General features: G+C 35.6%; 16 protein-coding genes. 1 reads left to right on the top strand and 15 read right to left on the bottom strand.

Going from position 1 to position 24,711, the window contains the following annotated elements; translation table 11 throughout:
• Window positions 1-41: 41 nt before the first annotated feature.
• From fbp to IRZ80_RS00945, 11 genes are all read right to left on the bottom strand, one after another.
• Entirely contained in the window at window positions 42-1,061 is a 1,020-nt protein-coding gene (gene fbp, locus IRZ80_RS00995) for a class 1 fructose-bisphosphatase (protein ID WP_194639350.1), read from the bottom strand.
• A 379-nt stretch (window positions 1,062-1,440) separates the two neighbouring features.
• Window positions 1,441-2,172, bottom strand: coding sequence for a rhamnogalacturonan acetylesterase (locus tag IRZ80_RS00990; protein WP_194639348.1), 732 nt, complete (start codon window positions 2,170-2,172; stop codon window positions 1,441-1,443).
• Window positions 2,173-2,197: 25 nt separating this feature from the next.
• Window positions 2,198-3,547: a glycoside hydrolase family 28 protein gene (locus IRZ80_RS00985; RefSeq protein ID WP_194639346.1), complete on the bottom strand. Its 1,350-nt coding sequence runs from the start codon at window positions 3,545-3,547 to the stop codon at window positions 2,198-2,200.
• An 11-nt stretch (window positions 3,548-3,558) separates the two neighbouring features.
• Window positions 3,559-5,595, bottom strand: coding sequence for a pectate lyase (gene pelA / locus IRZ80_RS00980; RefSeq protein ID WP_194639344.1), 2,037 nt, complete (start codon window positions 5,593-5,595; stop codon window positions 3,559-3,561).
• Between the two features lie 11 nt (window positions 5,596-5,606).
• Window positions 5,607-7,238, bottom strand: a complete 1,632-nt coding sequence (locus IRZ80_RS00975; protein WP_194639342.1) for a glycoside hydrolase 43 family protein — start codon at window positions 7,236-7,238, stop codon at window positions 5,607-5,609.
• Window positions 7,239-7,260: 22 nt separating this feature from the next.
• The gene (locus IRZ80_RS00970; RefSeq protein WP_194639340.1) at window positions 7,261-8,496 is read right to left on the bottom strand and encodes a glycoside hydrolase family 105 protein; all 1,236 of its coding nucleotides are present in this window, start codon (window positions 8,494-8,496) and stop codon (window positions 7,261-7,263) included.
• A 27-nt stretch (window positions 8,497-8,523) separates the two neighbouring features.
• Window positions 8,524-9,714: a glycoside hydrolase family 105 protein gene (locus tag IRZ80_RS00965; RefSeq protein ID WP_194639338.1), complete on the bottom strand. Its 1,191-nt coding sequence runs from the start codon at window positions 9,712-9,714 to the stop codon at window positions 8,524-8,526.
• 157 nt (window positions 9,715-9,871) lie between these two features.
• Complete coding sequence (locus IRZ80_RS00960; protein WP_194639336.1) at window positions 9,872-11,434, bottom strand: DUF5123 domain-containing protein; 1,563 nt, start codon at window positions 11,432-11,434, stop codon at window positions 9,872-9,874.
• 133 nt (window positions 11,435-11,567) lie between these two features.
• Window positions 11,568-13,352 carry a RagB/SusD family nutrient uptake outer membrane protein gene (locus IRZ80_RS00955; protein ID WP_194639334.1) on the bottom strand — a complete coding sequence of 595 codons (1,785 nt, stop codon included), beginning with the start codon at window positions 13,350-13,352 and terminating at the stop codon, window positions 11,568-11,570.
• Between the two features lie 18 nt (window positions 13,353-13,370).
• Window positions 13,371-16,619 (bottom strand): SusC/RagA family TonB-linked outer membrane protein, encoded by a 3,249-nt coding sequence (locus tag IRZ80_RS00950; RefSeq protein WP_194639332.1) that lies wholly within the window; start codon window positions 16,617-16,619, stop codon window positions 13,371-13,373.
• Between the two features lie 54 nt (window positions 16,620-16,673).
• On the bottom strand, window positions 16,674-18,125 hold the full coding sequence (locus IRZ80_RS00945) for a glycoside hydrolase family 28 protein (protein WP_194639331.1): 1,452 nt from the start codon (window positions 18,123-18,125) through the stop codon (window positions 16,674-16,676).
• 297 nt (window positions 18,126-18,422) lie between these two features.
• On the opposite strand from IRZ80_RS00945, the gene IRZ80_RS00940 reads away from it, so the two are divergent.
• On the top strand, window positions 18,423-19,448 hold the full coding sequence (locus tag IRZ80_RS00940) for a LacI family DNA-binding transcriptional regulator (protein ID WP_194639329.1): 1,026 nt from the start codon (window positions 18,423-18,425) through the stop codon (window positions 19,446-19,448).
• Window positions 19,449-19,557: 109 nt separating this feature from the next.
• Here the strand turns inward: IRZ80_RS00940 and IRZ80_RS00935 are convergent, their stop codons facing one another.
• The 4 genes from IRZ80_RS00935 to IRZ80_RS00920 form a co-directional block, all read right to left on the bottom strand.
• On the bottom strand, window positions 19,558-21,174 hold the full coding sequence (locus IRZ80_RS00935) for a UxaA family hydrolase (protein WP_194639327.1): 1,617 nt from the start codon (window positions 21,172-21,174) through the stop codon (window positions 19,558-19,560).
• 27 nt (window positions 21,175-21,201) lie between these two features.
• Window positions 21,202-22,644, bottom strand: coding sequence for a tagaturonate reductase (locus tag IRZ80_RS00930; protein WP_194639325.1), 1,443 nt, complete (start codon window positions 22,642-22,644; stop codon window positions 21,202-21,204).
• A 260-nt stretch (window positions 22,645-22,904) separates the two neighbouring features.
• Window positions 22,905-23,576, bottom strand: a complete 672-nt coding sequence (locus tag IRZ80_RS00925) for a bifunctional 4-hydroxy-2-oxoglutarate aldolase/2-dehydro-3-deoxy-phosphogluconate aldolase (protein ID WP_194639324.1) — start codon at window positions 23,574-23,576, stop codon at window positions 22,905-22,907.
• A gap of 107 nt (window positions 23,577-23,683) precedes the next feature.
• The gene (locus IRZ80_RS00920; RefSeq protein ID WP_194639322.1) at window positions 23,684-24,706 is read right to left on the bottom strand and encodes a sugar kinase; all 1,023 of its coding nucleotides are present in this window, start codon (window positions 24,704-24,706) and stop codon (window positions 23,684-23,686) included.
• Window positions 24,707-24,711 lie beyond the last annotated feature (5 nt).

Below are 24,711 nucleotides of genomic sequence, written 5' to 3'. Positions count from 1 at the left end.
AGGTCAAATCTTTCTGCTTCAAAAAAAAGAGTTGCTATTTGTTAATATTTACTCAATGAAGCTTTATAGATGCATTCTTCTATTTTTTCGACCATTTTGATGCTTCCGCAAAAGAAAGCAGTTCGTTCATGCAGTTCTGTTGGTTCTATTTCCATTACCCTGTTTACTCCGTCGGAAGCTTTTCCTCCGGCCTGCTCAACGATAAATGCCATTGGGTTGCATTCGTATAGAAGCCTTAATTTTCCTTTGATGGCCTTGGAACTTGTTGGGTATAAATAAACGCCGCCTTTGATTATATTTCTATGAATATCGGAGGCTAAACTGCCAATGTATCTGGAAGAATAGGGACGATCCTCTTCTTCTTGCTGACAGTATTTTATATAGTCTTTTACGCCTTGCGGGAAATGAATGTAGTTGCCTTCGTTTACAGAATAAATAGAACCATCTATTGGACATTGCATTTTTGGATGAGACAAGTAAAAAGTGCCTATCGCAGGATTTAAGGTGAAACCATTTACGCCTTGGCCAGTGGTGTAAACCAGCATGGTTGAGGTTCCGTAAATCACATAACCAGCGGCAACCTGTGCGGTTCCGGGCTGTAAAAAATCCTCTAGTTTAACTGGAGTTCCTACTGGAGTTATTCTTCGATAAACCGAAAAAATTGTTCCAACGGATACATTTACATCAATATTGGAAGAACCGTCCAGAGGATCCATCAAAAGGACATATTTGTTGTTATGGCTATTGTCGCTTCCTTGAACGGTTATGAATTCATCATTCTCTTCGGAGGCGATACCGCATACTATTTCTCTGTTGATCAGGGTTTGGATAAAAATTTCATTAGCATAAACATCGAGTTTCTGCTGGTCTTCTCCTTGTATGTTTTTTTCGCCGATACCTCCAATGATATCTACCAATCCGGCTTTATTTACTTTATAGCTGACTACTTTTGATGCTAATTTTATAGAATTAAAAATCCGGGATAATTCTCCTGATGAATAGGGGAAATCTTTTTGATTCTCAATAATAAATTCTCCTAGAGTCTTATTTTTTTCTTCCATGTTATCTTTGTTTGATGTCGTCGTTTTTATTAGTCTAAATAATGTTAAAGCTATGAAATTTAATGCATTATGTTTTGGGTGCTAATGCATTTACCTCAAGAATTCTCAAATTCTCAAATTTTAGAATATTATAATTCTAAAAATTTATTAATAAGTGTTTAAAATATATAATCAGTTTTACTGATTTGGGTTTTCTTATTATAATATTGACAGAAAACTATATTTATATAGCTATCCTTAACGAATACCAAACAGATCGAATTAGCCACACATAAAAAAAAATCACACAGATTTAAAAAAAAACAGTAATGAAATTTATGAGAATCTGTGTAATCAGTGGCGAAAAAAAGTATATGGTATTATTTGCGGACAGTCATATTTATTTAATATATTTTTTGAGATCCAGGTTTGTTTTTTTTAATTCTTCTGCTGCAATTTTGGCCATTTCAGTAGCACCTTTTACAGAAAAGTGAGTGTCATCTGCTTTATCTTCTTTGTAATAAGGGATTTCTCCAGCCTTGAAATGCAGGTGCAGCTGTTTTGATTTTTCCGGTCCATAGGACTGCTCAGCTAATTCAGATAAATATTCCATGTCTATAAAGGGAACATTATATTCCTGAGCAACTAAACGGGCTTCCAGAGTATATTCGCCATGTGTACTGATCAAAACTCCTTTTTCATTAAAATTTCTTCGGGTTACTGATGAGAATAGGATTGGAGTTGCGCCTTTTTCTCTGGTTTCGGTTACAAAACGGATTAAATTATGACGGTATGCAGTATGCGGGTTGGTGTAACGCAAAGAATCTTTTTCTTTTTCATCATTATGACCAAATTGGATAAAAACATAATCGCCTTTTTTAAGTTTTTGGAAAACAGCATCCCAAAGTTTTTCGTTGATGAAACTTCGAGTGCTTCGGCCATTTACAGCTCTATTGTCAAATGTTATTTTGTCTGTTAAAAATTGCGGAAACAGCTGGCCCCATCCTCTTTCTGGGTTTTCTTCGGGTTTTACCTTATTGGCCATTGTAGAATCACCAATGCCGTAGATTGTTGGTTTTTGCGCTAAACAGTTTAGAGTTACCAGCATAAAAAATAAGGAAATCCATTTCATAATTATTCGTCTTTAGTTTTACAGTTTATTTTACGGCAGTAGGAATCGTTGCTTTTTGCCCCACAATAACTTCATTTATGGTTACATTTTCGGAGTTGGTAACAGTCATACCGTTTTTTGCGGATTGTATATTGATATTGTCTAGTTTTATGTCTGTTACTTTTTTATCGGGAAACCCTTCAATTACAATTCCAGTATTTGTGGCTTCAATACAGCTTATATTGGAAAAAGAAATATCAGAAACTTTAGAAGGGTTTAATCCGCTGCCTTCTCCGTGATAATTTGCGGTGATATAAAGGCAGTCTTCTACTTTTCCAAATGCGAGATTATTAAAATAAATGTCTTTGATGTAACCGCCTCGGTCAGAATTTGTTTTTATAAAAAGGCCTCTTTTCAGATAGCCTCGGAATTTGCTGTTTTCTACAAAAACATTTCGTACTCCGGCTGACATTTCGCTTCCAATTACAATTGCGTGAAGGCCTTTGAATTCACAATTTCGGATAACAATATTTTCCGAAGGCGTATCAGAATTGCTACGTCCTTCATCATCTCTTCCGGCTTTTATGGCAACATTGTCATCGGCATTGTCAAACAATACATTTTCAATCAGGATATCACTGGAATATTCAGGATCTACACCGTCATTATTATTGTTGTGAGCACTGTATTTTAGTCCTCGGACAGTTATGCTCTTGCTTTTTAGCAGATGAATGCACCAAAACGGAGAATCCTCGATTTGTACATTCTCGATAAGAATGTTTTTTGAATTGATAAATTGAATAAGATGCGGTCTTAAATAATGGCCTTCACCAAAAATACGCTCCTTAATCGGCGTGTTTTTATGATTCATGTCTCTGCTTAACAGCTGGTCTTTTTTTTCAAGCGATTTCCATTTTATCCAGGTATTTTTGGCTTCACCATCGATGATTCCGTTTCCAGTTATTGCAATGTTTTCTACGTTATTGCCATAAATCAGCGGACAGTAGTTATAAAGCATAGTGCCTTCCCAGCTTGTTAAAACTAGCGGATAATCCTTTGGATTGGAACCGAAACGAATTTTTGCACCGTCTTCTAAATGTAATTTTACATTGCTCACAAATTGAATAGGACCATTTAAGGTGTAAATTCCTTTTGGAACTATAATTGTGCCTCCGTTATTTTTTTTGCAGAGCGCCATTGCTTTATCAAAAGCAGGTTTAGCGTTGCTGACCGAATCGCCTTTTGCCCCCAGTTTTGTCACTTCTATTTTATACGAAGGAATAACAGGCAGCTGAATGCGTTTAACGATTGCATCCACTTTGTCTGCAGGGAAAGTATTTTCTTGGGAAAAACCATGCAGTGAAAAAAGCAGTATAAGAATGAATTTATATTTCATATCTCTAAAATTTAGTTTACTCTTAAATACCATTGTTTGTCAATATTAGGAGTATCTGGTGCCAATATTTTTTCGATAGTGTACGTTTTAGCTTCAGTATCTTTTAACTGATGTGACCAGGTTACTCTGTTTTTTGGCTGAAATCCTTCACCAGAGCATTTGTATTCCGCATAAAAAGTATTGGTTTCCGGTTCTGGTTTTGACCAATAATGCCAGCCTTCCGGCAAAATATGTTTACCCATTTCGCAGTTAATAAAAACGGTTTTAGCATACGGTCTCCAAGGCCTGCCAAGATAGGCTTGTGTCACTTTTTGAGCAGCTGTGAGTTTACAGTTCTTAAAAACAAATCCGTAAGCGGCTCCTTTTGGTGTTGAAGCAGCTGTGGCGTAAGAGTCACTTTTGCTATGAACAGTACAATTTTCGAACAATGCAGTTGCTTCTCCAAATATAAAATCGGTGGTACCTTCGATATAGCAGTCCTTAAAATAGTTTTTGTTTTCTTCGCCAGATATAAAAAGAGTGTCCTGATTTCCTAAAAAAGAACAGCTGCTAAATAAAGCTCTATTGGCATTTACATTCAGAGCCACGGCTTGTCCCACTGGTCCTGATGTGTTTTGAATGGTTAAGTTTTTTGCAGAAAAATCATTTCCTTCAACCAAAACGGTATAAGTATAGAAAGTGCTGTTTCGGCCTAAATTTATTTTGGCAAAATAATCGTCATACGTTATAATTGTTTTTTCACGGCTTTCGCCAATCAATGAAATATTTGTATTCCAGGCATGAATTTTTACTTTTTCATAGTAAGTTCCATTTTTTATAAAAATTGTAATTCTTTGACTTGGATATGCTTTAGCAGCGTTTATGGCTCCTTGTATTGTTGTAAAATCTCCGGTTCCTTTTTGATCCACAATAATATTAAACTCATCTTTTAGAACGGTTTCACTTTTTTTTTGAGGTTTTAAATTCTCTCCGTCAATTTTTTTTTTCCAGCTGGCGTATTTTGTCAGTACTTCTTTTGGTTCATTGGTGTACCAAGAATAACCCACTCTTCGTTCTTGTCCTATTTCAGCAAGAGTTGCTTTCTTTATTCCGTCGCGGTCACAAAAGAAAGGAGTGTTATCGTTTAAATCCATAAAACGGGCCCAAAGGGGAGAGGCATTAGGATCTTTGACCATTACTTTTTCCATTATTTTGCTGTTAGGAACAGGAACGCGGTCTTCTCTGAGATCTGTGATTTTTGTTTTTTCGAACCAAGCAACGGCACTGTTTACTGCAGTTACAACTTCAGGAGAGGGTTTTTCTATTGACATTAAAAGCAATACAATTTTGGCTGATTCTTTTCCGCTTAAAGAAGCTAATTCGAAAGCACGGGCATTTGCAGGAAGAAGCGTTACTTCGTCATGCTGGGCACACCAGGCAGTAAGGACTCCGTTTTGCTTGTATTGTGTTTTCAGGATGCAGTCAATTCCTTTGTCGAAAGCTTTTTTAGCTTTTTCAACGGCAGCATCTGGAGCTTTTATGCTGTAATAATCTGTTTTTTCAGCAATCTCTTTCAGAATGATAAGGATATTGGCCATCGAATCATCATTATAGGTGATATGAGTGTAATATCCTTTTTTTAGCGGATAAAACTGAGGCCACCCTCCATTTTCATATTGCGCTTTCAATAAATAATCCAAACCAGCCAAAAATGCATTTTTGTATCTTTCATCTGGTACTTGAGCGTACATTTTTGATAAAAAAAGCATTTCCTGGCATGTCGCTCCATTATCTGTTGTTACTTCTTTGGTATCGGGTTTGAGAGCTGTTAATTTTTGTTTTTCGCTTGCTGTCAGAGGATTCTGCATCTGAATGTTTTTTGGCCAGCCGCCAATATTCCGCTGGTACAGCAATACATTTTCGGCGACTTCTTTAGCTTCCGGTGTGGCAAACCAAGCACTTTCCTTATCACGTATCAGTGATCCCCATTTTTGTTCCTTTTGTGCATGAATGCTTATGTTGAACAGTAACAGTATTAGTATTGCGATATTTATCTTAATATTTTTCATTTTTAAAAACATTATTTTGTTATTCTGAACCAATCGATTTCAACATTCCCTGCATCATTTATAACACCCTGTCTTAGTGCTGTAAAACCAATTTTTGCACCAATCCATCTGCCTTCTCTTGCTGTAAAAGCTTCGCCGACAGGAGTGAAGTCCTGTCCGTTTTCACTATAATAAAAAGTACAGATGCCTCCCGGTTTTATTTTGGCCTGCATATAGATACTTTGAGTATTTACGGCAATAGGAGTACTTTCGGTTTCGGTTCCTTTTTTATCGATGTTTTTGGCTGTTTTTTGTGAAAGATACATTTTGCCTCCTTCCTGTTTGAAGCAAAGGTAGCTGTAATCCAGTCCCATTATAACCAGTCCCATGCTTTCTCCGTCAAAGCGTGCATTGAATTTTATTTTTGCAGTAGCTGTAAATTCATTTGAAGGGAATTTTTGCAAAAGTAAATTAGATACTTGATAAAGAGTTGTTGCTTCTTTTGGTACTGGAATGCAGTTCAGGCTGTAATAACCCATGCTCGTTGGAAATCCCCAAACGATCTGCGGATTGGCATGCCATTGCCATTGAAGGCCTAATTTAGGGCTGTTGAATTCGTCACTGTCAGGCGGTGTTTCAATTGGAAATGTTTTTTTGCCGACATTTGGTTTTTTGTGCGACATAACAGGTTCGCCAATACCATTTTTATCATCATCATTCCCTATAACCGGCCAATTGTTTTCCCATTTCATCGGCTGGAGATGTACCACTCGGCCATAAGCAAACTGATCCTGAAAATGGATAAACCAGTCTTCGCCTGTCTGGGTTTGTACCCAAGCTCCCTGGTGAGGACCGTTTATAGCAGTTTTCCCCTGATCCATTACTTTCTTTTTCTCATAAGGGCCGAATACATTTTTTGAACGCATAACAGTCTGCCATCCTGTTGCTACACCGCCTGCTGGTGCAAAAATGTAGTAATAGCCGTTTCGTTTATAGAATTTTGGACCTTCGATAGTAGCTTCATCGGGATGCCCGTTAATAATCATAACATCATCATTATTGGCAGCTGATCCTTCAGCGTTCATTGTGCATATCGCCAAAATACTTTTTATGCCTGCTCTGCTTCCCGCAAAGGCATAAGCGAGATATGTTTTTCCGTTATCATCCCATAATGGAGAAGGATCAATTAAACCTTTTCCTTCCTTTACCATAACCGGTTCTGACCAAGGTCCTGCAGGATTTTTTGCCTTAACAACGTATATTCCGAAATCTGGATCGGGGTAATAAATGTAAAATTCGCTGTTATGGAACCGAATGCAGGGAGCCCAAACGCCATTTCCGTGCTGTGCTTTGTCATAGACTTCGATAGGTTTCTGCTTTGCAAGAGCATAACCAATTATTTTCCAGTTAACAAGGTCACTAGAGTGGAGTATGGGTAAACCCGGAATGCAATTGAAAGAAGATGCTGTCATATAATAATCATCTCCCACACGGATTGCATCTGGATCAGAATAATCGGCATAGAGAATCGGGTTTTTATAAGTGCCGTCACCATTATCGGCTGTCCAAACTTTTGAATACTGTTTTTCGCTTTTTTCTTGTCCTATTACTGTCTGAAAAGCAATACAGCATAAAAAAACAGTTGTGATTTTTGTAAGCTTCATTTCAATTGCGGAATATAATTTTTTATCTGTTTAATTCTAAAGCTGCTAAAATGAATGGTCCTGTGGCTTTAGGATCATTATCTTTTTTTCTTTCGTTAATATAATATTCATAAGAGCCGTCTCTGTATGGAGTACCTCCTAAACCTGCCACTTGACAAGCTTGAGTCAAGGTAATTCCGCCGTCAGCATCAGTTTTTATTAACTGCTTAGTTAATCCGTCAAACGCTTTATTGGCAAGGTTTTTATATTTTGCCGGCAGGTAGCCTTTGTTTGCTCCTTTTGCAAATGCATAAGCAAACATTGATGACCCTGAGGCTTCAAGATAGTTGCCTTTTTCACCAGCTTTATCTGTAACCTGATACCATAAACCGGATTTTTCATCTTGATATTTGGCTAAAGCAGCAGAAACGTTATTTAAATAACCCACTAATTCTTTTTGTTTTGGATGATCTTTAGGGAAATAATCCAAGGCATCAACAAGCGCCATCGCATACCAGCCTAAAGCTCTTGACCAGTAATTTGGTGAATTTCCAGTTTCTTTATCAGCCCAAGGCATTTTTTTGCTTTCATCCCAGGCATGGTATAATAATCCCGTTTTTGGATTAGTTGCGTGCAGCTGAATCTGCTCAAATTGTTTGGCTATATCGTCCAGGCTTTTTCCATTTTCAAAAACTGCAGTATATTGTGCATAGAAAGGCTCTCCCATGTAAAGACCGTCTAACCACATTTGATTAGGATATATTTTTTTATGCCAAAATCCGCCGCTTTGGGTTCTTGGCTGTTCCTCAAGCTGTTTACGAAGCAGCTGCATTGCTTTTAAATATTTTTCTTCTTTTGTTGCTGTATATATATTAAAAAGTAACCGCCCGGCAACAATCATATCAATATTGTATTTCTCTAATTCATAGGTTTTAATTGTGCCGTCATTTTGGATAAAATTATCTACATAGCTTTTTATGTAAGCAGTATATCTGGAATCAGGATTTTTTTTATTTAATTCTTGGAAGGAATATAAAACCAATCCGTGTACATAGTCCCATTTTGGAGCTTTTGAATCGTCAATCATATAGCTTTCCGGATGACGTTTCATTAGTGTTAAAGCCATTTTTTCTGACCATTTTGAATCTTTTGAAATTGTAATCTCACTCTGTCCCGCATTACTTTGTGCAGATTCCTGAGCGATAGTCTTACAGCTGAAAAACGCTAATGAAATAAAAAGACCTGCTGCTTTGAAAGCATTTTTTTTTCCGTTTACCATGATTATTTATTTAATATTTACTGATTTTTATTTATCTAATTCGATTGCCGCTAGAAGAAAAGCACCTAATCCATGTGAATTGTCTGTTATTATTTTTTCATTGATGTAATAGTCAAATGAACCGTCTCTATAAGGGTTTCCGCCTAAACCAGCACTTGCACAGACTTGTGTAATGTGGATTTCTCCATCTTTGTCTACTTTTATTAATTGGCTGATTAAACCATTGAAACCATTATTAGCTGTGGTTTCAAATTTAGCTGGTAAATAACCTTTATGTACTCCTTTTGCTAAAAAATAAACTAACATTGAAGAACCGGATGCTTCCAGATAGTTTCCTTTTTTCGATCCTAAATCCGGAATTTGATACCATAATCCTGATTTATCTTGGTATTTACTTACTGCTGCAGCCAATTCGTTTAAATAGCGTACCAGTTCTTTATGTTTGGGATGATCTTTTGGGAAATAATCTAAGACATCTACTAATGCCATTCCATACCACCCTAAAGCTCTTAGCCAAATATGCGGAGCTGTTCCGGTTTTTGAATCTGCCCAAGGCATTTTTTTGCTTTCATCCCAAGCATGAAAATATAATCCTGTTTTTTTATCGAATGTATGATTGTGAAGCAGCTCGAACTGAAGAGCAACATCGTTTAGTTTTTCTCCTCCTTCAAATGCTGTAGTGTAACGGGCGTAAAATGGTTCTCCCATATATAAACCATCCAGCCACATTTGATTTGGATATATTTTTTTGTGCCAAAAACCTCCAGAAAGAGTTCTAGGGTGATCTTCAAATTGTCTTCTTAGTGTTTGTAACGCGGTAAGATATTTTTGTTCTTTGGTGGTGTCATAAAGATTAAAAAGAATTTTTCCAGCATTGATGAAATCGATATTATGATCTTTTGGATCAAAATTTTGGAAAGTCCCATTCTTATTAATCAGTTTATCAGCGTAATCTTTGATGTAATCAAAATAATTTTGATTTTTTGTCTGATGGTATAACTTTTCGTATGCTGTTAAAATCATTCCAATTTTGTAGTCCCATTTTGGAGCAGGATGATTATCAATCTGCCAAGCTTCAGGATAGGCTCTCATTATAGAGAATGCCATTCTTTCAGACCATTTTAATTGATCTGAAAGGATGATTTCCTTTTGAGATTCCATAGTTTGTGCTTTTAGAGCGATGGAAGTAAAAAATAATAATATTAATAATCCTTTCATGATTTACAGTAGTTATACTTTTTTCAAACTCCTATTTAATTATCACATAAATTATTAAAACAAATAAAGCGCTTTAATCTGGGTGTATTGTTTATTCAATTTTAAAATATATTTAAAGAGGTTTGCAAATACTGCAAACCTCCTTAAGTATATCTTCTTATTTTATCCAGCGAGGATCTCCAATTTTTTTATCAATTATGGTTTGGTTTTTAACTGTAAAATCTCCAGTTGAAGCACTTACAAATTGCGGATCTAATGTAGTTGCTGATGCATCAGGTCTATTATTACCTGTTGTTTGCGCTAAATTAGGCGAATTGAAATTATTATTATTTGTAAAAGCTGGTGCTGTAGTTACAGTTGAGTTTGTATAGACAGCTGCCCCAACAGCAAATAATGTGTTGCGCACTGTCGAAGCATTTGAAGCAAAGCGTTCGTACAAAATTCTACTGGCAAGCGGCAATGTTGGCGCATATATAGTGCATGCGTCAATTAAGACAGTAGATGTTAATCCAGTACCTGTCAAAGTAGAAGCAGCATCTAAACGTATAAAGTCACGAGAGGAACAAGTGTCAAATGTGCTTTTTGTTAAAGTAACATTTGCCACATAAGTAGTTCTGAAATCTATAAAGTCAGCTGCCCCGGCGGTGTTTACATTTTTAATGATACTATTATCAACCGTAAATGATTTTAATTTAGCCAGTGCATTTCCATACATTAGTTGAGAAGGAAAATCATGAATAGAAGAATTGCTTATTAAAACATCTCCTAAACCTGTAGCAGCAGCTGTGCCAATTGTTATTGCACCTCCAGTTAAACCTGTTCCAGTTATGTCTAAGTCAATTAAAGACAAACTAACTGCTTCACTTGTACTAAGAGGATTGTTAGCAAGAGTGAAATTAACTTTAAGTTTTGGTTTGTCATAAGTTCTAAGACCTCTTAAAGTTATTGTTTTATTAATTGCTATTGTTCCAGTTTGAGCGGTATAATCACCAGGCATAAAAACTAGGACAGATCCAGACGGAGCGGCATTGATTTTATCAAATATATTATCTGTTGTTGTAACTAAAATTCCTGTACCAATATCTATTCCGGTTGTAAAGGTTTGTGTACCTCTTATTTTATTGTTATTGAATAAGGTAGCGGAATATTTTGTTTCAGGTGTTAGATTTATTATTGTTGCGATTCCGCTTGCTGCTTCTTGAGGTGTAACTTTGTGCGAAATACTTCCTGGATTAAGAAATATATGAGTTACAGTACTATTGGGAATCCATCTAAGAATCGCTTGTTTAGCATCTATGTCCCCTGGCAATGATGGCAAGAAAATTTGTTCGGATAATGTATTAGCAGTAGTTATAGTCCATTTAGAATCATCCAGGCCTGGTGTTACTGCTTTTATTCTAATTGAATAAAGGGTTTCACCTTCTAATTGTACTCTTATTGGCAATTGCGATGCAGTAACTTGAACAGTTTTGAAAATAGTTGCAAAGTTTGAATCATCTGCGCTAAACTCTATAACATAATGGTCAACACCTTCTTTTGGTGTCCAGTTCAATTCAACAGCTGTCTGATTTCTAATAGCAGCTGTAAGACCTATTATAGAAAACTCTCTTGTGTTTCCTAGGCTGTCTAATAGCGGTTCATTGTAATTTTCACAGCTGGTAAAAGCTATTGTTAGTAACAACGTGGCTATTAATCCTTTTAATATATTTTTTATTTTCATATGTTGATATTTATTTTTTTATCGGTCATATGTAATTCGCATATCATTATTAGTTTTTAAGACCAATTTTAGGTGATGCTCATTTCATAAACATAATAACTTATAATTTATAATTGATTTTTTTGAAAGGTTTCTAATAACCATAATCATTTTTTAATTTCCCGTTACTTCCGTCAACAAACACTTGCCATATTGGCCAGAATTGATGGCTGTCTGGATCTATACCAACTTTGTAAAGAGAATTGATTTTAGCTTCATCAAGAGCAACCCATGTAATAGTTGAGTAGCCTGCACCAGGACTTGTAGTTTCTCCACGGTTTAATCCGTAAATTTCAAGAGTTGTAGGATCAGTTGCTTTGTATCTGAAATATAAAGTACTTGGCACATCTGCATATTCTCCTGTGCGTGCTTGCAAATCTTTCATTTTAGCCTTAGCAATATCTAAATTTGTTTTAAGCAAATTCCAACGGATAAGGGCTTGTTTGCGCTCCATTTCTCCAGTAAATTCAAACTTGTTTTCATTTACAAGTGCTTTAAACATATCATCTTTAGAAGTGATATTGTTTAGGTAAGTATCTACATTTAAAGCTTGATCTGCTGGAGCAAATGCTCTTGTACGAATTTCACGTAAGTATGGTTTGGCAGCGGCAACTCCTTCTAATTCGTTTGCAGCTTCGGCAGCAATCAAAAGAACTTCAGCATAACGCATGTATATTTTATTCATACCATCATCATTCACTGTCTTAACTATTCGGTTCATCCACTCGTAACGGTATTTTCCAAAATACCAAGTATTTAGCGCAAATAATTCCTGTTTAGCAACTTTGTTTACTGCGGCGCCATATCTATAAGGTACACAAGTTACATCTCTTCTAGTATCTTTAACGTTATAATCATAAAATACATATGGAAGAGGTCCCGCAGATCCACCACGTCCAGCGCCGCTTTCTTGAAATTGATCTATAGCATTATGACGTACTGCAAAAGTGTATAAAACTCTACCTCTACCGCTTGCAAAAGGAATTTCCCACAGAGATTCTCCTCCAGCAGTAATATTTTCTTGATTGTATTTTTTCCAGAAAGTTTCGAATGAAGACTCTAAATGCGCTTTTCCGCTAGCAATTACTTCACGAGATTCATTTAATGCTAATTTATACATGTTTGCAACAGAAAGGTCTGGATCCTTACTTCTGTGAATACCATCAGGATATTGCTGATAGCCACTAGCTGCCATAGCTAAACGAGCACGAAAACCTTTTACAAAAGCTTTGTTGACTCTCTGTACTGTACTTGTTGCAGTAGTTTCATTTGGCCAAGGAACCAATGTGGCTGCTTCAGCTAAATCCGCTAGAAGTCTTTTGTAGATTTCATCACGGCTGGATTTTGCAATATACATAGTTTCGGTAGTAACAGGCTCAAAACGGGCGGGAACATCTCCAAATGCTTTTAGCAAATCGGCATAATAAATAGCACGTAAGGTAAGCGATTCTCCCAATAAATGTCCAAATTGAGTGCCTGATTTTGCATCACTATAGGTGCGTAATCCTGCTATACAAATATTAGCACGTTCAATCCCAGCATACATCATTGCCCAAACATTATCAACAGAATTCATTTGGGTATTTGTTGATTTTAAGTCGTAATTAACTAAGTTGCTTGTATCATTATCTGATTGTGAACTGTTATGCCATTCTACATCTGTATTTAAACCATAAAAAGGAATAAATCGGCCCCTATAAGAATTGGTTTCAGCAAATGGCACTTTGATTGCATCTACAGCGCCTTGAGCTAATTCTATATTAGAAAAGACATCTGCTTCAACCATTGTTGATTTTGGCGGTGCATCTAAATAATCCTCTTGACAAGAAGTAAAAAGGCTGGCCAAAACGATTCCCGCTATTATTATTGTATGTTTCATCTTTTGAGAGTTGTTTAATTAAAAATTAAGGTTTAAACCAAAAACAAATTGTCTGCTGCGCGGGTATGCTGAATAATCAACACCCGGTGTTAGAGGCGTACTTCTTTTTGTAGAAACCTCAGGATCTGGACCAGAATAGTTTGTCCAGACAAATACATTAGATACAGTAGTATAAAATCTTAATTTACTAATTCCTAATTTAGAATTAAAGAATTCAGGAGCAGTATATCCTAATGTAAGTGTATTAAGTCTTAAAAAAGAACCGTCTTCAACAGCCCAGTCACTAAATACGAAATTTGACATATATGGAGACCACATTGTTGTATTAGCGTTTAAAGCTGTCAATGCAGCTGGATCAGTTACTAATTGACCATCAGCTGGATTGATGTTTGTCCATCTTTGCCCTTCTGCCATTTCAGTAGATAAATTTCTATATTGGCCGTTTAGATTAGAAGTAGTAAATTCGACTTTGTTAGCATTATAGACATCATTGCCATAACTCCAGTTGAATGCTGCCGAAAGATCAAATCCGTAAGCATTTGCATTAATTACCATGCCTCCTGTATTTTTCGGGTTTGCATTGCCAATTATTGTTTGATCGGCTGTGTTTACAACACCATCTCCGTTAAGATCCTTTAATTTCATATAACCTGGCTGTACCGTTCCAACGACTGCTGTACTATTAACAACTCCATCGGGATTTCTAGTTTTTCCATCTGGTAAGAAGTATGGTTTTAGAGTATATTTTCCTGCGGCATAATCAAAGTCAGATACTTCGTAACGGCCATCATTTTTATAACCATACATTAAACCTATTGGAGAACCAGCTTGTACCATATAATCTTTTCCAATTTGAGTAGAAGCCCAATTTGTTGCTACTCCAAAATCACTCATAACTCCAAGAGAATTAATTCGGTTTTCATTGAAGCCAATGTTGAAAGAAAAACTTAGACCATATTTAGCGGTTTGTACTGCTGCTAAGTTTAAAGTTGCTTCTACACCTGTATTTTGAGTTTCTCCCATATTTCGGTACTGATTGTCGTAACCGATTCCTGGTATTGGGAATAATATTAAAAGGTCTTTAGTTCTATTTTTATACAGTTCCACAGAACCATTTATGCGGCTTTTGAACAAGTCAAAATCTAAACCTATATTTTGCGTTATAGTAGTTTCCCACTTTAAGTCTGGATTATAAAAAGTTTTTGGTAAAGCCAATATGTTAGTAACCCCATCGATCCAAGAAGTAACATTAGGCTGAAAACCTTTAAATGTTTGTCCAGTTGGGATGTTATTATTTCCGGCCTGCCCATAACTTGCTCTAATTTTAAGAGCACTTAACCAATCTAGATCTTTTAAGAAACTTTCTTCTGAAATTTTCCAAGCAGCTGCTGCAGCTGGAAAGTAGCCCCATTTATTGCTGCCTAAAAATTTGCTTGAACCATCGGCACGATAAGTAGCTGTTAATAAATATTTGTTTTTGTAATCATAATTCAAACGTCCAAAAAACGAAAGTAATTTGTCATCAGGACTATAGTTATTATCAACTACTAAAGGTTTTCCTAGTGAAGTTAGTCTTTGTGCTTCGTTAAAATCAAACGTTAATGGATAGCCTTGAATCGTAGAACTAACAGTGTTTGAGCCCGTATTGATAGACTCTTCTCCTAATAAAGCAGTTAAATGATGGTCATCAGATCCAAGTAGTTTTTTGAAATCATAATTAAGAGTATTAGCATTTCTAAAAGTAACAGTTTTTTGATCAGACATCATAAGTGATGGTCTGCCTTGATTTTCAGCAACAGGTACATTAGTTGCGTAGTAAGTAGAACGACCATAGAAACGATAATTTTGGTAATTAAAATTGTTTAATCCTAATTCTGTTTTAAATATAAGGTTATCAATTAATTTCCATGAAAAACTGCCCAGCATATTGAAGTTTTTTCTAAACTGCTGTTGGTTATTATCGGCAACAGCTACAAAAGGATTTACTAAATAACTGGAAAGAGCTTCATCTGTATTGTCTGTTGTTAATCCTGGTAAAGGTACTGGGGAATAGCCTACGCTATGGCGCAAACGTGAATCTGTTGCAGATACTTCTTTTTGTTCGTTAACTCCACCGCCATTTATTTCTGTATCAGAATAACGCATTGTGAATGAAAGATCAACTTTGTCACTAGCTTTGCTATTCAATGCTAACGATAAGTTGTTTCTTTTAAAATCAGATCCAACCATAATTGCTTTCTCATCATAATGAGCATAGTTGAAGTTGTAGTTTATTTTATCTGATCCTCCACGGATTCCCAAATCACGGCTTTGTACTTCTCCAGTACGTCCGTAAATTTGTTTCTGCCAATTGTCTCCTTTTACACCTTTGTATAAATCATGGTCTTGCCATGCTCCAAAGTATTTTTCATAAGATGGAATATCTTTTCTAAGTGTAGCATATTCATATTGCCAGCTTACAAAATCTCCAGGCTCTAGAACATCAATTTCATTTGCAATGTACTTTTGCCCATAAAACATATTGAAATTCACTGACATTTTACCATCTTTACCTTTTTTGGTAGTAACGATAATAACTCCGTTAGCTCCTCTTGAGCCATAAATAGCAGTAGACGAAGCATCTTTCAAAACCGTTAATGACTCAATATCAGAAGAGGAAATATCATTCAAATTGTTTACTGGAAAGCCGTCAACAATAATCAATGGTGATGCGTCTTGTGTTAAAGATCCTCCTCCACGAATTCTAATTTTTATATCTGAATCCGGAGATCCTTCTGAAGATGTTACTTGAACCCCTGCTAAACGTCCTGTTAAGGCTTCTGCTACGTTTACGATAGGTACTTTTTTAAGATCAGTCCCAGAGATATTAGAAACGGCACCTGTTAAGTCAGATTTTTTTACTGTTCCGTATCCAACAACTACAACTTCGTTTAGTGTGTTTGAATCGTCAGCTAAAGAAACATCAAGTTTAGTTTTTCCTGCTGTCGTAACTTCCTTGGTTTTGAATCCTACAAAAGAAAAGCTTAAAACAGCTCCTTGTTTTGTAAGTTTGATGGTATACTTACCGTCAAAATCTGTTGTGGTGCTGTTTTGTGTTCCTTTTTCTAAAATGTTTACACCTGGCATTGTTAAGCCGGCGGCATCTTTAACAGTACCCTGCAGTGTTACGTTCTGCGCAATTGTTTTATTGCCTATGAGTAACGTCAGAAAAAGAGTAAAAGCAAAAAAGCTTTTTGTTCCTTTTTTAATTAAACAGTTATTGGTCATAAATTTTTTTTTAATGATTAATTGATTGGTTTTTTGGTTTGATTTTTTTGGTTTTTAGTGTTTCATTAATTTTCCATTGATATAAGTGTTTATAAATTTGAGATTATTTACGTTTTCTATTAAGTATGGTTCTTTCACATTTTCGATTGTCACATTTTCAAGGGTTATGTTTTTGATAGGTGATTCTTTGTAACCTTTTGCTAAAATGCTGTACTTTCCTCCATTTTTTACTTTTACATTTTCTAAATAAATGTTTTCTATTCTAGGGATAAATGTTCCCAGCTGATTGCCGTGTACATTATAAAACATATCAGCTTTTAAAACTGCTTCTTTAACTTGTCCTATTTGTATGTTTCTGACATAAAAGTTTTCTATTAACCCGCCTCTTTTTGAATTGGTTTTTAAACGGATGGCAATATCTAAATTGGGGCTGTCCATTTTACAATCTTCTACAAATACATTACTCACACCGCCAGAAATTTCGCTTCCGATTGTAACTCCTCCATGGCCGTCAAACATATTGCAGTTTTGTACAATTATATTTTCACTTTTCATGGCAACTCTTCTTCCGTCTCCATCGCGCCCTGATTTTATTGCTATGCAGTCGTCTCCGGTATTGAATGTGCAGTTTTTGATAATTACATTTTTAGAATACTCAGGGTCACAGCCGTCATTATTTGGTCCATGACTATTGATATTGACACCATCCACGATTAAATTCTCTGATTTGATAGGGTGAATAACCCAAAAAGGAGCATTTATAATAGTGATATTTTGTATAAGGACATTTTTGCATTCAAAAAATTCTACAAAATTGGGTCTCAAATAATGTCCTTCTCCAAATTGCCGTTCGGAAACAGGGATGTTGTTTTCTGCCATTTCGACTAAGCGCAATCGATTGAGAGGATCGGCCTGAGAAGGAGTTCCTTTTTTCCATCCATATAATTCACTGCTACACCAAGGCCACCAGTTATCGCTGCCTGCCTGCCCATTTAAGATTCCTTCTCCTGTTATTGCGACATTCTTTTTTTGAAATGCATATACTAAAGGGGAGTAGTTCATAAGTTCAGTTCCTTCAAAAGAAGTCTGCACTAATGGATAGTAGTCTTTTGGATTTGTACTGAAAAGAATTTCGGCATCTTTGTCCAGATGAAAATTTACATTACTTTCTAAATGAATAGCTCGGGAATGGTATTTTCCTTTTGGGACCAATACTGTACCGCCTCCGTTTTTACTGCATTCCTTAATAGTTTTCGTTATTGCTTCAGTGTTATCAAAGTCAGTATTAGCCTGTGCGCCATACTGAAGGATACTGTACGTTTTATTTGGGAAGCTAGGAGATTTAACTGACTTAACGATGGAAAGCATTTTTTTCCACTGCTCTTTCGATTGGTTTTTCTCTTGTGAATGAAGTGAAAACACCCCTAATAAGACACAAGCAAAAGAAATGACAGTTGTTTTACTGGTTATATTTTTCAAAATTGTATACGTTTTGAATAATTTCATTATGTTAAGTTTTGAATGTGTAACTGTAATTATGTAATCGATTACACAAACCTACATATAATTTTTATATAAACAAAAAAAAGTCAGAAAAAAAAGTATAAATAAAATTAAAACAAAATATTTTTGCGATATTGATACTTTGTGATTTGCTTTTGTGATTTTTTTAAGGTTTCAGGGTGGCTTTGAAATCAAAAAATGTGGAATAAATTAATTTTTATGCAATCGATAACATTAATCGCTTTTTATTGAATTTTTTATTTATTTTTACCGATATTATTGTATATATTAAATGCCAGAATGGATCAAAAAACAACAATTTATGACATTGCAAAAGCACTTGACATAACAGCAGCCACTGTTTCAAGGGCTTTAAACAACAATCCGAAAATCAGCGAAGTAACCAGAAAATTGGTGCTGGAAACTGCTGCTAAGATGAATTACAAGCAGAATAGATTAGCACAGTCTCTTCGCTCTGGCAAAAGCAATAATGTGGGTGTTATTGTACCTCGTATTGATAGTAACTTTTTTGCTTCTGTAATTCGAGGAATCGAAGAAGAGTTACATCCAGAGGGGTATCATGTTATCATTTGTCAGACTAATGAAGAAGAATCGAGACAAAGTGAAAAAATTACTACTTTATTGAATGCTCAGGTTGACGGAATTATAATGTCTATATCTAATGTATCGGCAGAAAATGATCATGTAATAGAAACTGTAGTTGCTAAAAATGTGCCTTTAATCTTTTTTGACAGAAAGAAAGATATGCAGGGGGTAAGTTCTGTAACAATTAATGACTTTGAGGGCGGTTATTTGGCTACTAAAAATCTTATTGAGCAGGGATGTAAACGTATTGCTCATTTAACTGGTGATCAGTCACTGGAAATATTTGAGAATAGAAACAAAGGATATAAAAAGGCTTTATTGGACAGCGGTTTAGAATGCAGCGAAGAGTATGTTTTTCAAACCAGGAGTAATGTTGACGCTGGAAGACAAGCTGTCGCAAAGTTATTGAGTTTAACCCCGCCGCCTGATGGAATTTTCTCTTCGAGTGATTTTGCAGCTTTAGGAGCCATTCAGGAACTGAAAGAAAGAGGGATAAGAATCCCTGAGGATTTTTGCGTGTTTGGCTTCGGAAATGAACCTTTTACCCGTTTTATGGAGCTGTCTATTTCTTCGGTTGATCAATCACCGTTAGAAATGGGAAAAATGGCTGCCAAAGTCTTTTTAGAACAGATTAACAATACGGATAATGTAAAAATTGAAAAGAAAGTAGTGCTTAACCCTACACTGCATATTCGAAAATCATCTACAAGAATAAAATAATTATTATCATATTTACTTTAAAGTAATGTTGTTGTAAAAAATCAAAAGCTGTTAGAAAATGATTCCTAACAGCTTTTTGAACAAAATAATCTAAAAACTCTCTTTGATATTATAATGATACTCCTCTTTTCCAAGGAATAAAATCGTTTTGATTTAAAATTGCAGCTTTGGTTTTTGTAGTACCGCTGGCTACATCTATAATGAATTCAAGCATTTCATCGGCTGTTTCTTCTATTGATTTTTCACCTGTGATAATGCCCCCAGTGTTAAAATCGATAATATCAGACATTTTTTGAGCCAATTGAGTGTTTGAAGATACTTTTACAACTGGTGCAATTGGGTTTCCTGTCGGCGTTCCTAAACCTGTTGTAAACAATACCATATTAGCTCCGGAACCTACCATTGCTGTTGTACATTCTACATCATTTCCAGGAGTACATAACAAAGTAAAACCAGGTTCATTGATATATTCTCCATAATCGTAAACACCTACAATTGGAGAAGTTCCTCCTTTTTTGGCAGCTCCGGCAGATTTCATTGCGTCTGTAATCAATCCGTCTTTGATGTTACCTGGAGATGGATTCATGTCAAATCCTGAACCTGCATCTACAACTGTTTTTTCATACCACTGCATTAATTCTAAGAAACGTTTTCCGTCTTTATCGTCAATACAACGGTTTACTAATTCTTGTTCAACACCGCATAATTCTGGGAATTCAGAAAGTATCGTAGTTCCTCCTAAAGCAACCAATTTATCCGATAGAACACCTAATGTCGGATTTGCAGAAATTCCAGAGAAACCGTCAGATCCGCCGCATTCCAATCCAATTCTTAATTTTGATAATGGAGTAGGGGTTCTCTTAATTTTATTAGCTTCTTTGATAGCAGCGAAAGAGTCTTTCACCACTGTACTAAGCATTTCTTCAATTGTTCCAATCTGCTGTTGGTCGTAGATCAAAACCGGTTTGCTATGGTTTGGATTAATTGCCTTCATTGCATCTTCGAAAATAGAAATCTGAAGATTTTGACAGCCTAAACTCAATACTGTAGCCCCAGCAACGTTTGGATTGTTTACATAACCAGCCAACAATTTAGCCAATGAGTGTGAATCCTGACGAATTCCGCCACAGCCGCCTTGATGCTGAATAAATTTTACTTCAATATTTTCAAATAAATCTACTTCAGTTGATTTTGCAACAGCTTCATCAGCTCCTTTTTCAGAATTTACCAAAGAACGAAGCAGCAATTGGTAGTCATTTTCTTTTGGTTTTTTCAATTCTTTTTCGAAAATACCTTTTAAGATTTCGATATTTCTGTTTTCACAAAATACCAATGGGAAGAACAGCCAGACATTCTCAGTTCCTACTTGTCCGTCTTCTCTTTGGTAGCCCATGAAAGTTCTGTCTTTCCATTTGTCAATATTTGGGATTTCCCATCCGATAGACTCTGTTTTAGCTGTAACTTTTGCACTTTCGTGTTTTACATTTTCAGTAGAAAGTAATCCTCCTTTTGCAATAGGAGCACTTGCTTTTCCTACCAAAACACCATACATAATAATGCGTTCGCCCGTTTCAAAAGGATACATCGCAATTTTATGCTTCATTTTCACATCTGTTTCGATGGTAATGTCTTCACCTTCAAAATTGATAACTTCTCCAGCAGTTAGATTAACTAATGCTACAGCAACATTATCAGATGGATTTACTTTTATTAATTTCTTTTGCATGATCTTGTTTTTTTTGAAAATTCTAAATTAGAATTGAGAACTGAAATTGTTGAATCCTTTTTCAATTCCGTTGGTCTCTATTTCATTCAAAGCTACCACTATAGCTTCTGATAAACCGTTAATTTTTGTTAAATCTTCACCCCAAAACTCTTTGTTCGCTAAGACTGTATTTACAACCAAATCTGCAGCTCCTAACTGCCAGGCATTTTTAAATGCTTCAACCAATTCAGGTGTATCTTTTACAGGCAGTGCTTCATTATTCCAAGTTCCTTTGTAGAATTGGATTAAACAAGCTAATGAGAAAGTTAAATTAGCAGGAATTGTTTTATTAGCATTATAATGTCCTAACAAACTTGGTAAAACTCTTACTTTGAATTTTGATATAGAATTTAAAGCAATATCAGCAAGTGCATGTTTGATAAATGGATTTTTGAATCGATCCATTACTTCTTCAGTGTAAGCAAGGATTTCATTTTTGTCCATATCAAGTGTACCGCTGATTTCATTGATAACGCCGTTTACAAATGCTCCAGTAAAATCTCCGTTAACGGTTTCCATTACCAATTTGTTTCCGTATAGAAGTGAAATTGGAACCATTGCTGTATGTGCTCCATTCAGAATACGGACTTTAATCATTTTGTAAGGACGTATATCGTCAACAATCTTCACATTCAAATCCGTTTTGTGGAAAGGTAATTTTTGTTTTAAATCTTCACCGCCTTCAATAGCCCAAAGGAAAAATGGTTCTGCAGCAACAATTAAATTGTCTTGATAATCTAATTTGCTGTTGTATTCTTCAATCTCAGCTCTTGGATATCCAGGAACAATTCTGTCAACCAAAGTACTGTGGTACGTACACGCTTCTGAAGCCCAAGTTTTAAATGAATCTTCTAACTTCCATAAATCACAATATTGTAAAATATATTTTTTTAAAGTCTCAGAGTTATAATCGATTAATTCACAAGGGATAATAGTCAGTCCTTTAGAAGCATCTCCATTGAAATGTTTGAATCTTTCATATAACAAAACAGTCAATTTTGCTGGAAATGCTGCTGGCGGCTGCATGTCTGGAGTATCACTTTCAATGAATTCAATTCCAGCCTCTGTAGTATTTGAAACAATAAATTGAAGTTCTTCTTCTCTTGCTAAAGCTAAATAATCTGCAAAATCAGTATATGGATTTATAGATTTTACAATATTTGAAATTAACTCGATGTCCTGAATCTTTTCGCCTTTTTTGATTCCGTTCATAAACAGTGTATAAAGACCGTCCTGATCGTTAATCATATTAATCATACCATCTTTCAATGGCTGAACTATCGCAATTCCAGCATTTAAATCAGCTTCTTTATTAAGTTTTTGAAAAGCGTAATCAACGAATGCTCTTAGGAAATTCCCCTCTCCAAATTGAATTACTTTAATAGGCTGTAATTTTTCTAATCCTAAATTTTTTCTATTTAAATTTTTCATTTTTTCCTTTACTGTTTGTTTACCGGCTTTTTAAGCCCAATTTTATTTTATAATAATAAGCGACTAACGTCCTAGACTATCAGTTTTTAATCCTTTAATGAGGATTGGGGATTAAATTCTTCCCTCTAGTATTCAATCGCTTATTTAACTATTATCTTAATTTTAATATTTTTGAAAGCTGTTGAAATCAATAGATTGTATTATTCAATGCATTGAACAGCAGATTGCCGTATGTGATTATGAAATAGTCTTGTTAACGCTTATTTTTTTCTGATTTCTTTTATTGTTGCTAATGTGTTTCTAACTTGAGTTTCCAATAGTCCTAAATCTTGGTTTTTCAATATTTCGTTAGTAATTAGCTGAGATCCCATACCTACACATACCGCACCTGCATCAAACCAGCTTGTCAGATTGTCTTTTGCGGTTGTAACACCTCCCGTAGGCATGATACTTGTCCAAGGGCAAGGTCCTTTTACACCTTTTATGAATTGAGGACCGTAGATTTCACCAGGGAATAATTTTACAATTTCGCAGCCCAATTCTTCTGCTCTTGCAATTTCAGTAAGTGATGCACAGCCTGGTGACCATAATACTTTTCTGCGGTTGCAGGCAATAGCGATATCTTCTCTAAAAACCGGAGTAACGATAAAATTTGCTCCTAGCTGCATATAAAGAGACGCAGCTGCTGCATCAGTAATTGATCCTACTCCCAGAATCATTCCTGGTAATTCCGCGATAGCATATTTGTTAAGTTCTCCAAAAATCTCGAAAGCAAAATCTCCTCTGCTGGTAAATTCCATCAAGCGGGCGCCGCCGTCATAACATGCTTTAAGTACTTTTTTTGCTAATGTTACATCTGTATGAAAAAACAATGGAACTAATCCTGTTTCCTTCATTACTGCTGCAACTTCAATTCTTGTATATTGTGCCATTTTTGTTCTTTTTAGTTTCTGAGTTTCTAAGTTTCTGAGTTTTTTTAACGGAACTAAATCTTAGCAACTTAGTAACTCAGTGACTTAGGAACTTTTTTATTTTTACTTTATCTAGATACTAAACCAGCAGAATCACCTTCTGCCATATTTTCTACTTCTTTTAAGCTTGCCAGATTATAATCTCCTGCAATGGTATGTTTTAGACAGCAGGCTGCAACTGCAAAGTTTAATGCTTTTTGGCTGTTATTTGGATATTCCAATAAACCGTAAATTAATCCTCCCATGAAGGCATCACCGCTTCCGACACGGTCAATAACTGGTGTAACTTCTTTTACAGCTCCTTGGTAGATTGCTTTTCCGTCAAATAATATACCGCCGATTCTTTGATGAGAAGCACTTACTGAATAGCGCAATGTTGTGGCCACAGTTTTCAGATTAGGAAGTAAATCAAATAAGGCTGTATATAAAGCAGGAAGTGATTTTTCGTCTTGATAATCTGGATTTACTTTAGCTTTTCCTAACATAAAATAAGCAGTATCAATATCTCCTAAAATTACATTACAGTACTGCAGTAACTCAGGCATTACCTCACTTGGAGTTTTTCCATACTGCCATAACTTGGATCTGTAATTTAAGTCGCATGATATAGTTAAACCTAATTTATGTGCTGTTTTAACAGCTTCCAAGCAAGCTTCGGCTGCACTTTGAGATATAGCTGCTGTAATACCGCTCCAGTGAAACCAGGCAGCATCTTTTAGTACATTTTCCCAGTCTATAGTTCCTTTTTCAATAGTTGCCATAGAACTGTGTGCTCGGTCATACACTACATTACTTCCTCGTGTTCCGGCTCCTGTTTCAAGAAAATAAATTCCTAAACGTTCTCCTCCAAAAACAATGTTTTTGGATTCTACGTTCATTTTTCTCATTTCTCTTAAGGCACAGGTACCAATTTCATTTTCTGGTAATCTTGTTACAAACTCAGCGTTTACACCATAATTTACTAAAGAAACAGCAACGTTAAATTCACCTCCGCCATAAGTTGCTCCAAATGATGTGGCTTGGCCAAAACGTAAATTCCCTTCTGGTGAAAGGCGTAACATTATTTCTCCGAATGAAACTACTTTACTCATATTGT

This window comes from Flavobacterium sp. HJJ (assembly GCF_015351475.1).
In the GTDB taxonomy this organism is placed as follows: Bacteria; Bacteroidota; Bacteroidia; order Flavobacteriales; family Flavobacteriaceae; genus Flavobacterium; species Flavobacterium marginilacus.
This window is presented reverse-complemented; position numbering and strand designations above follow the sequence as displayed.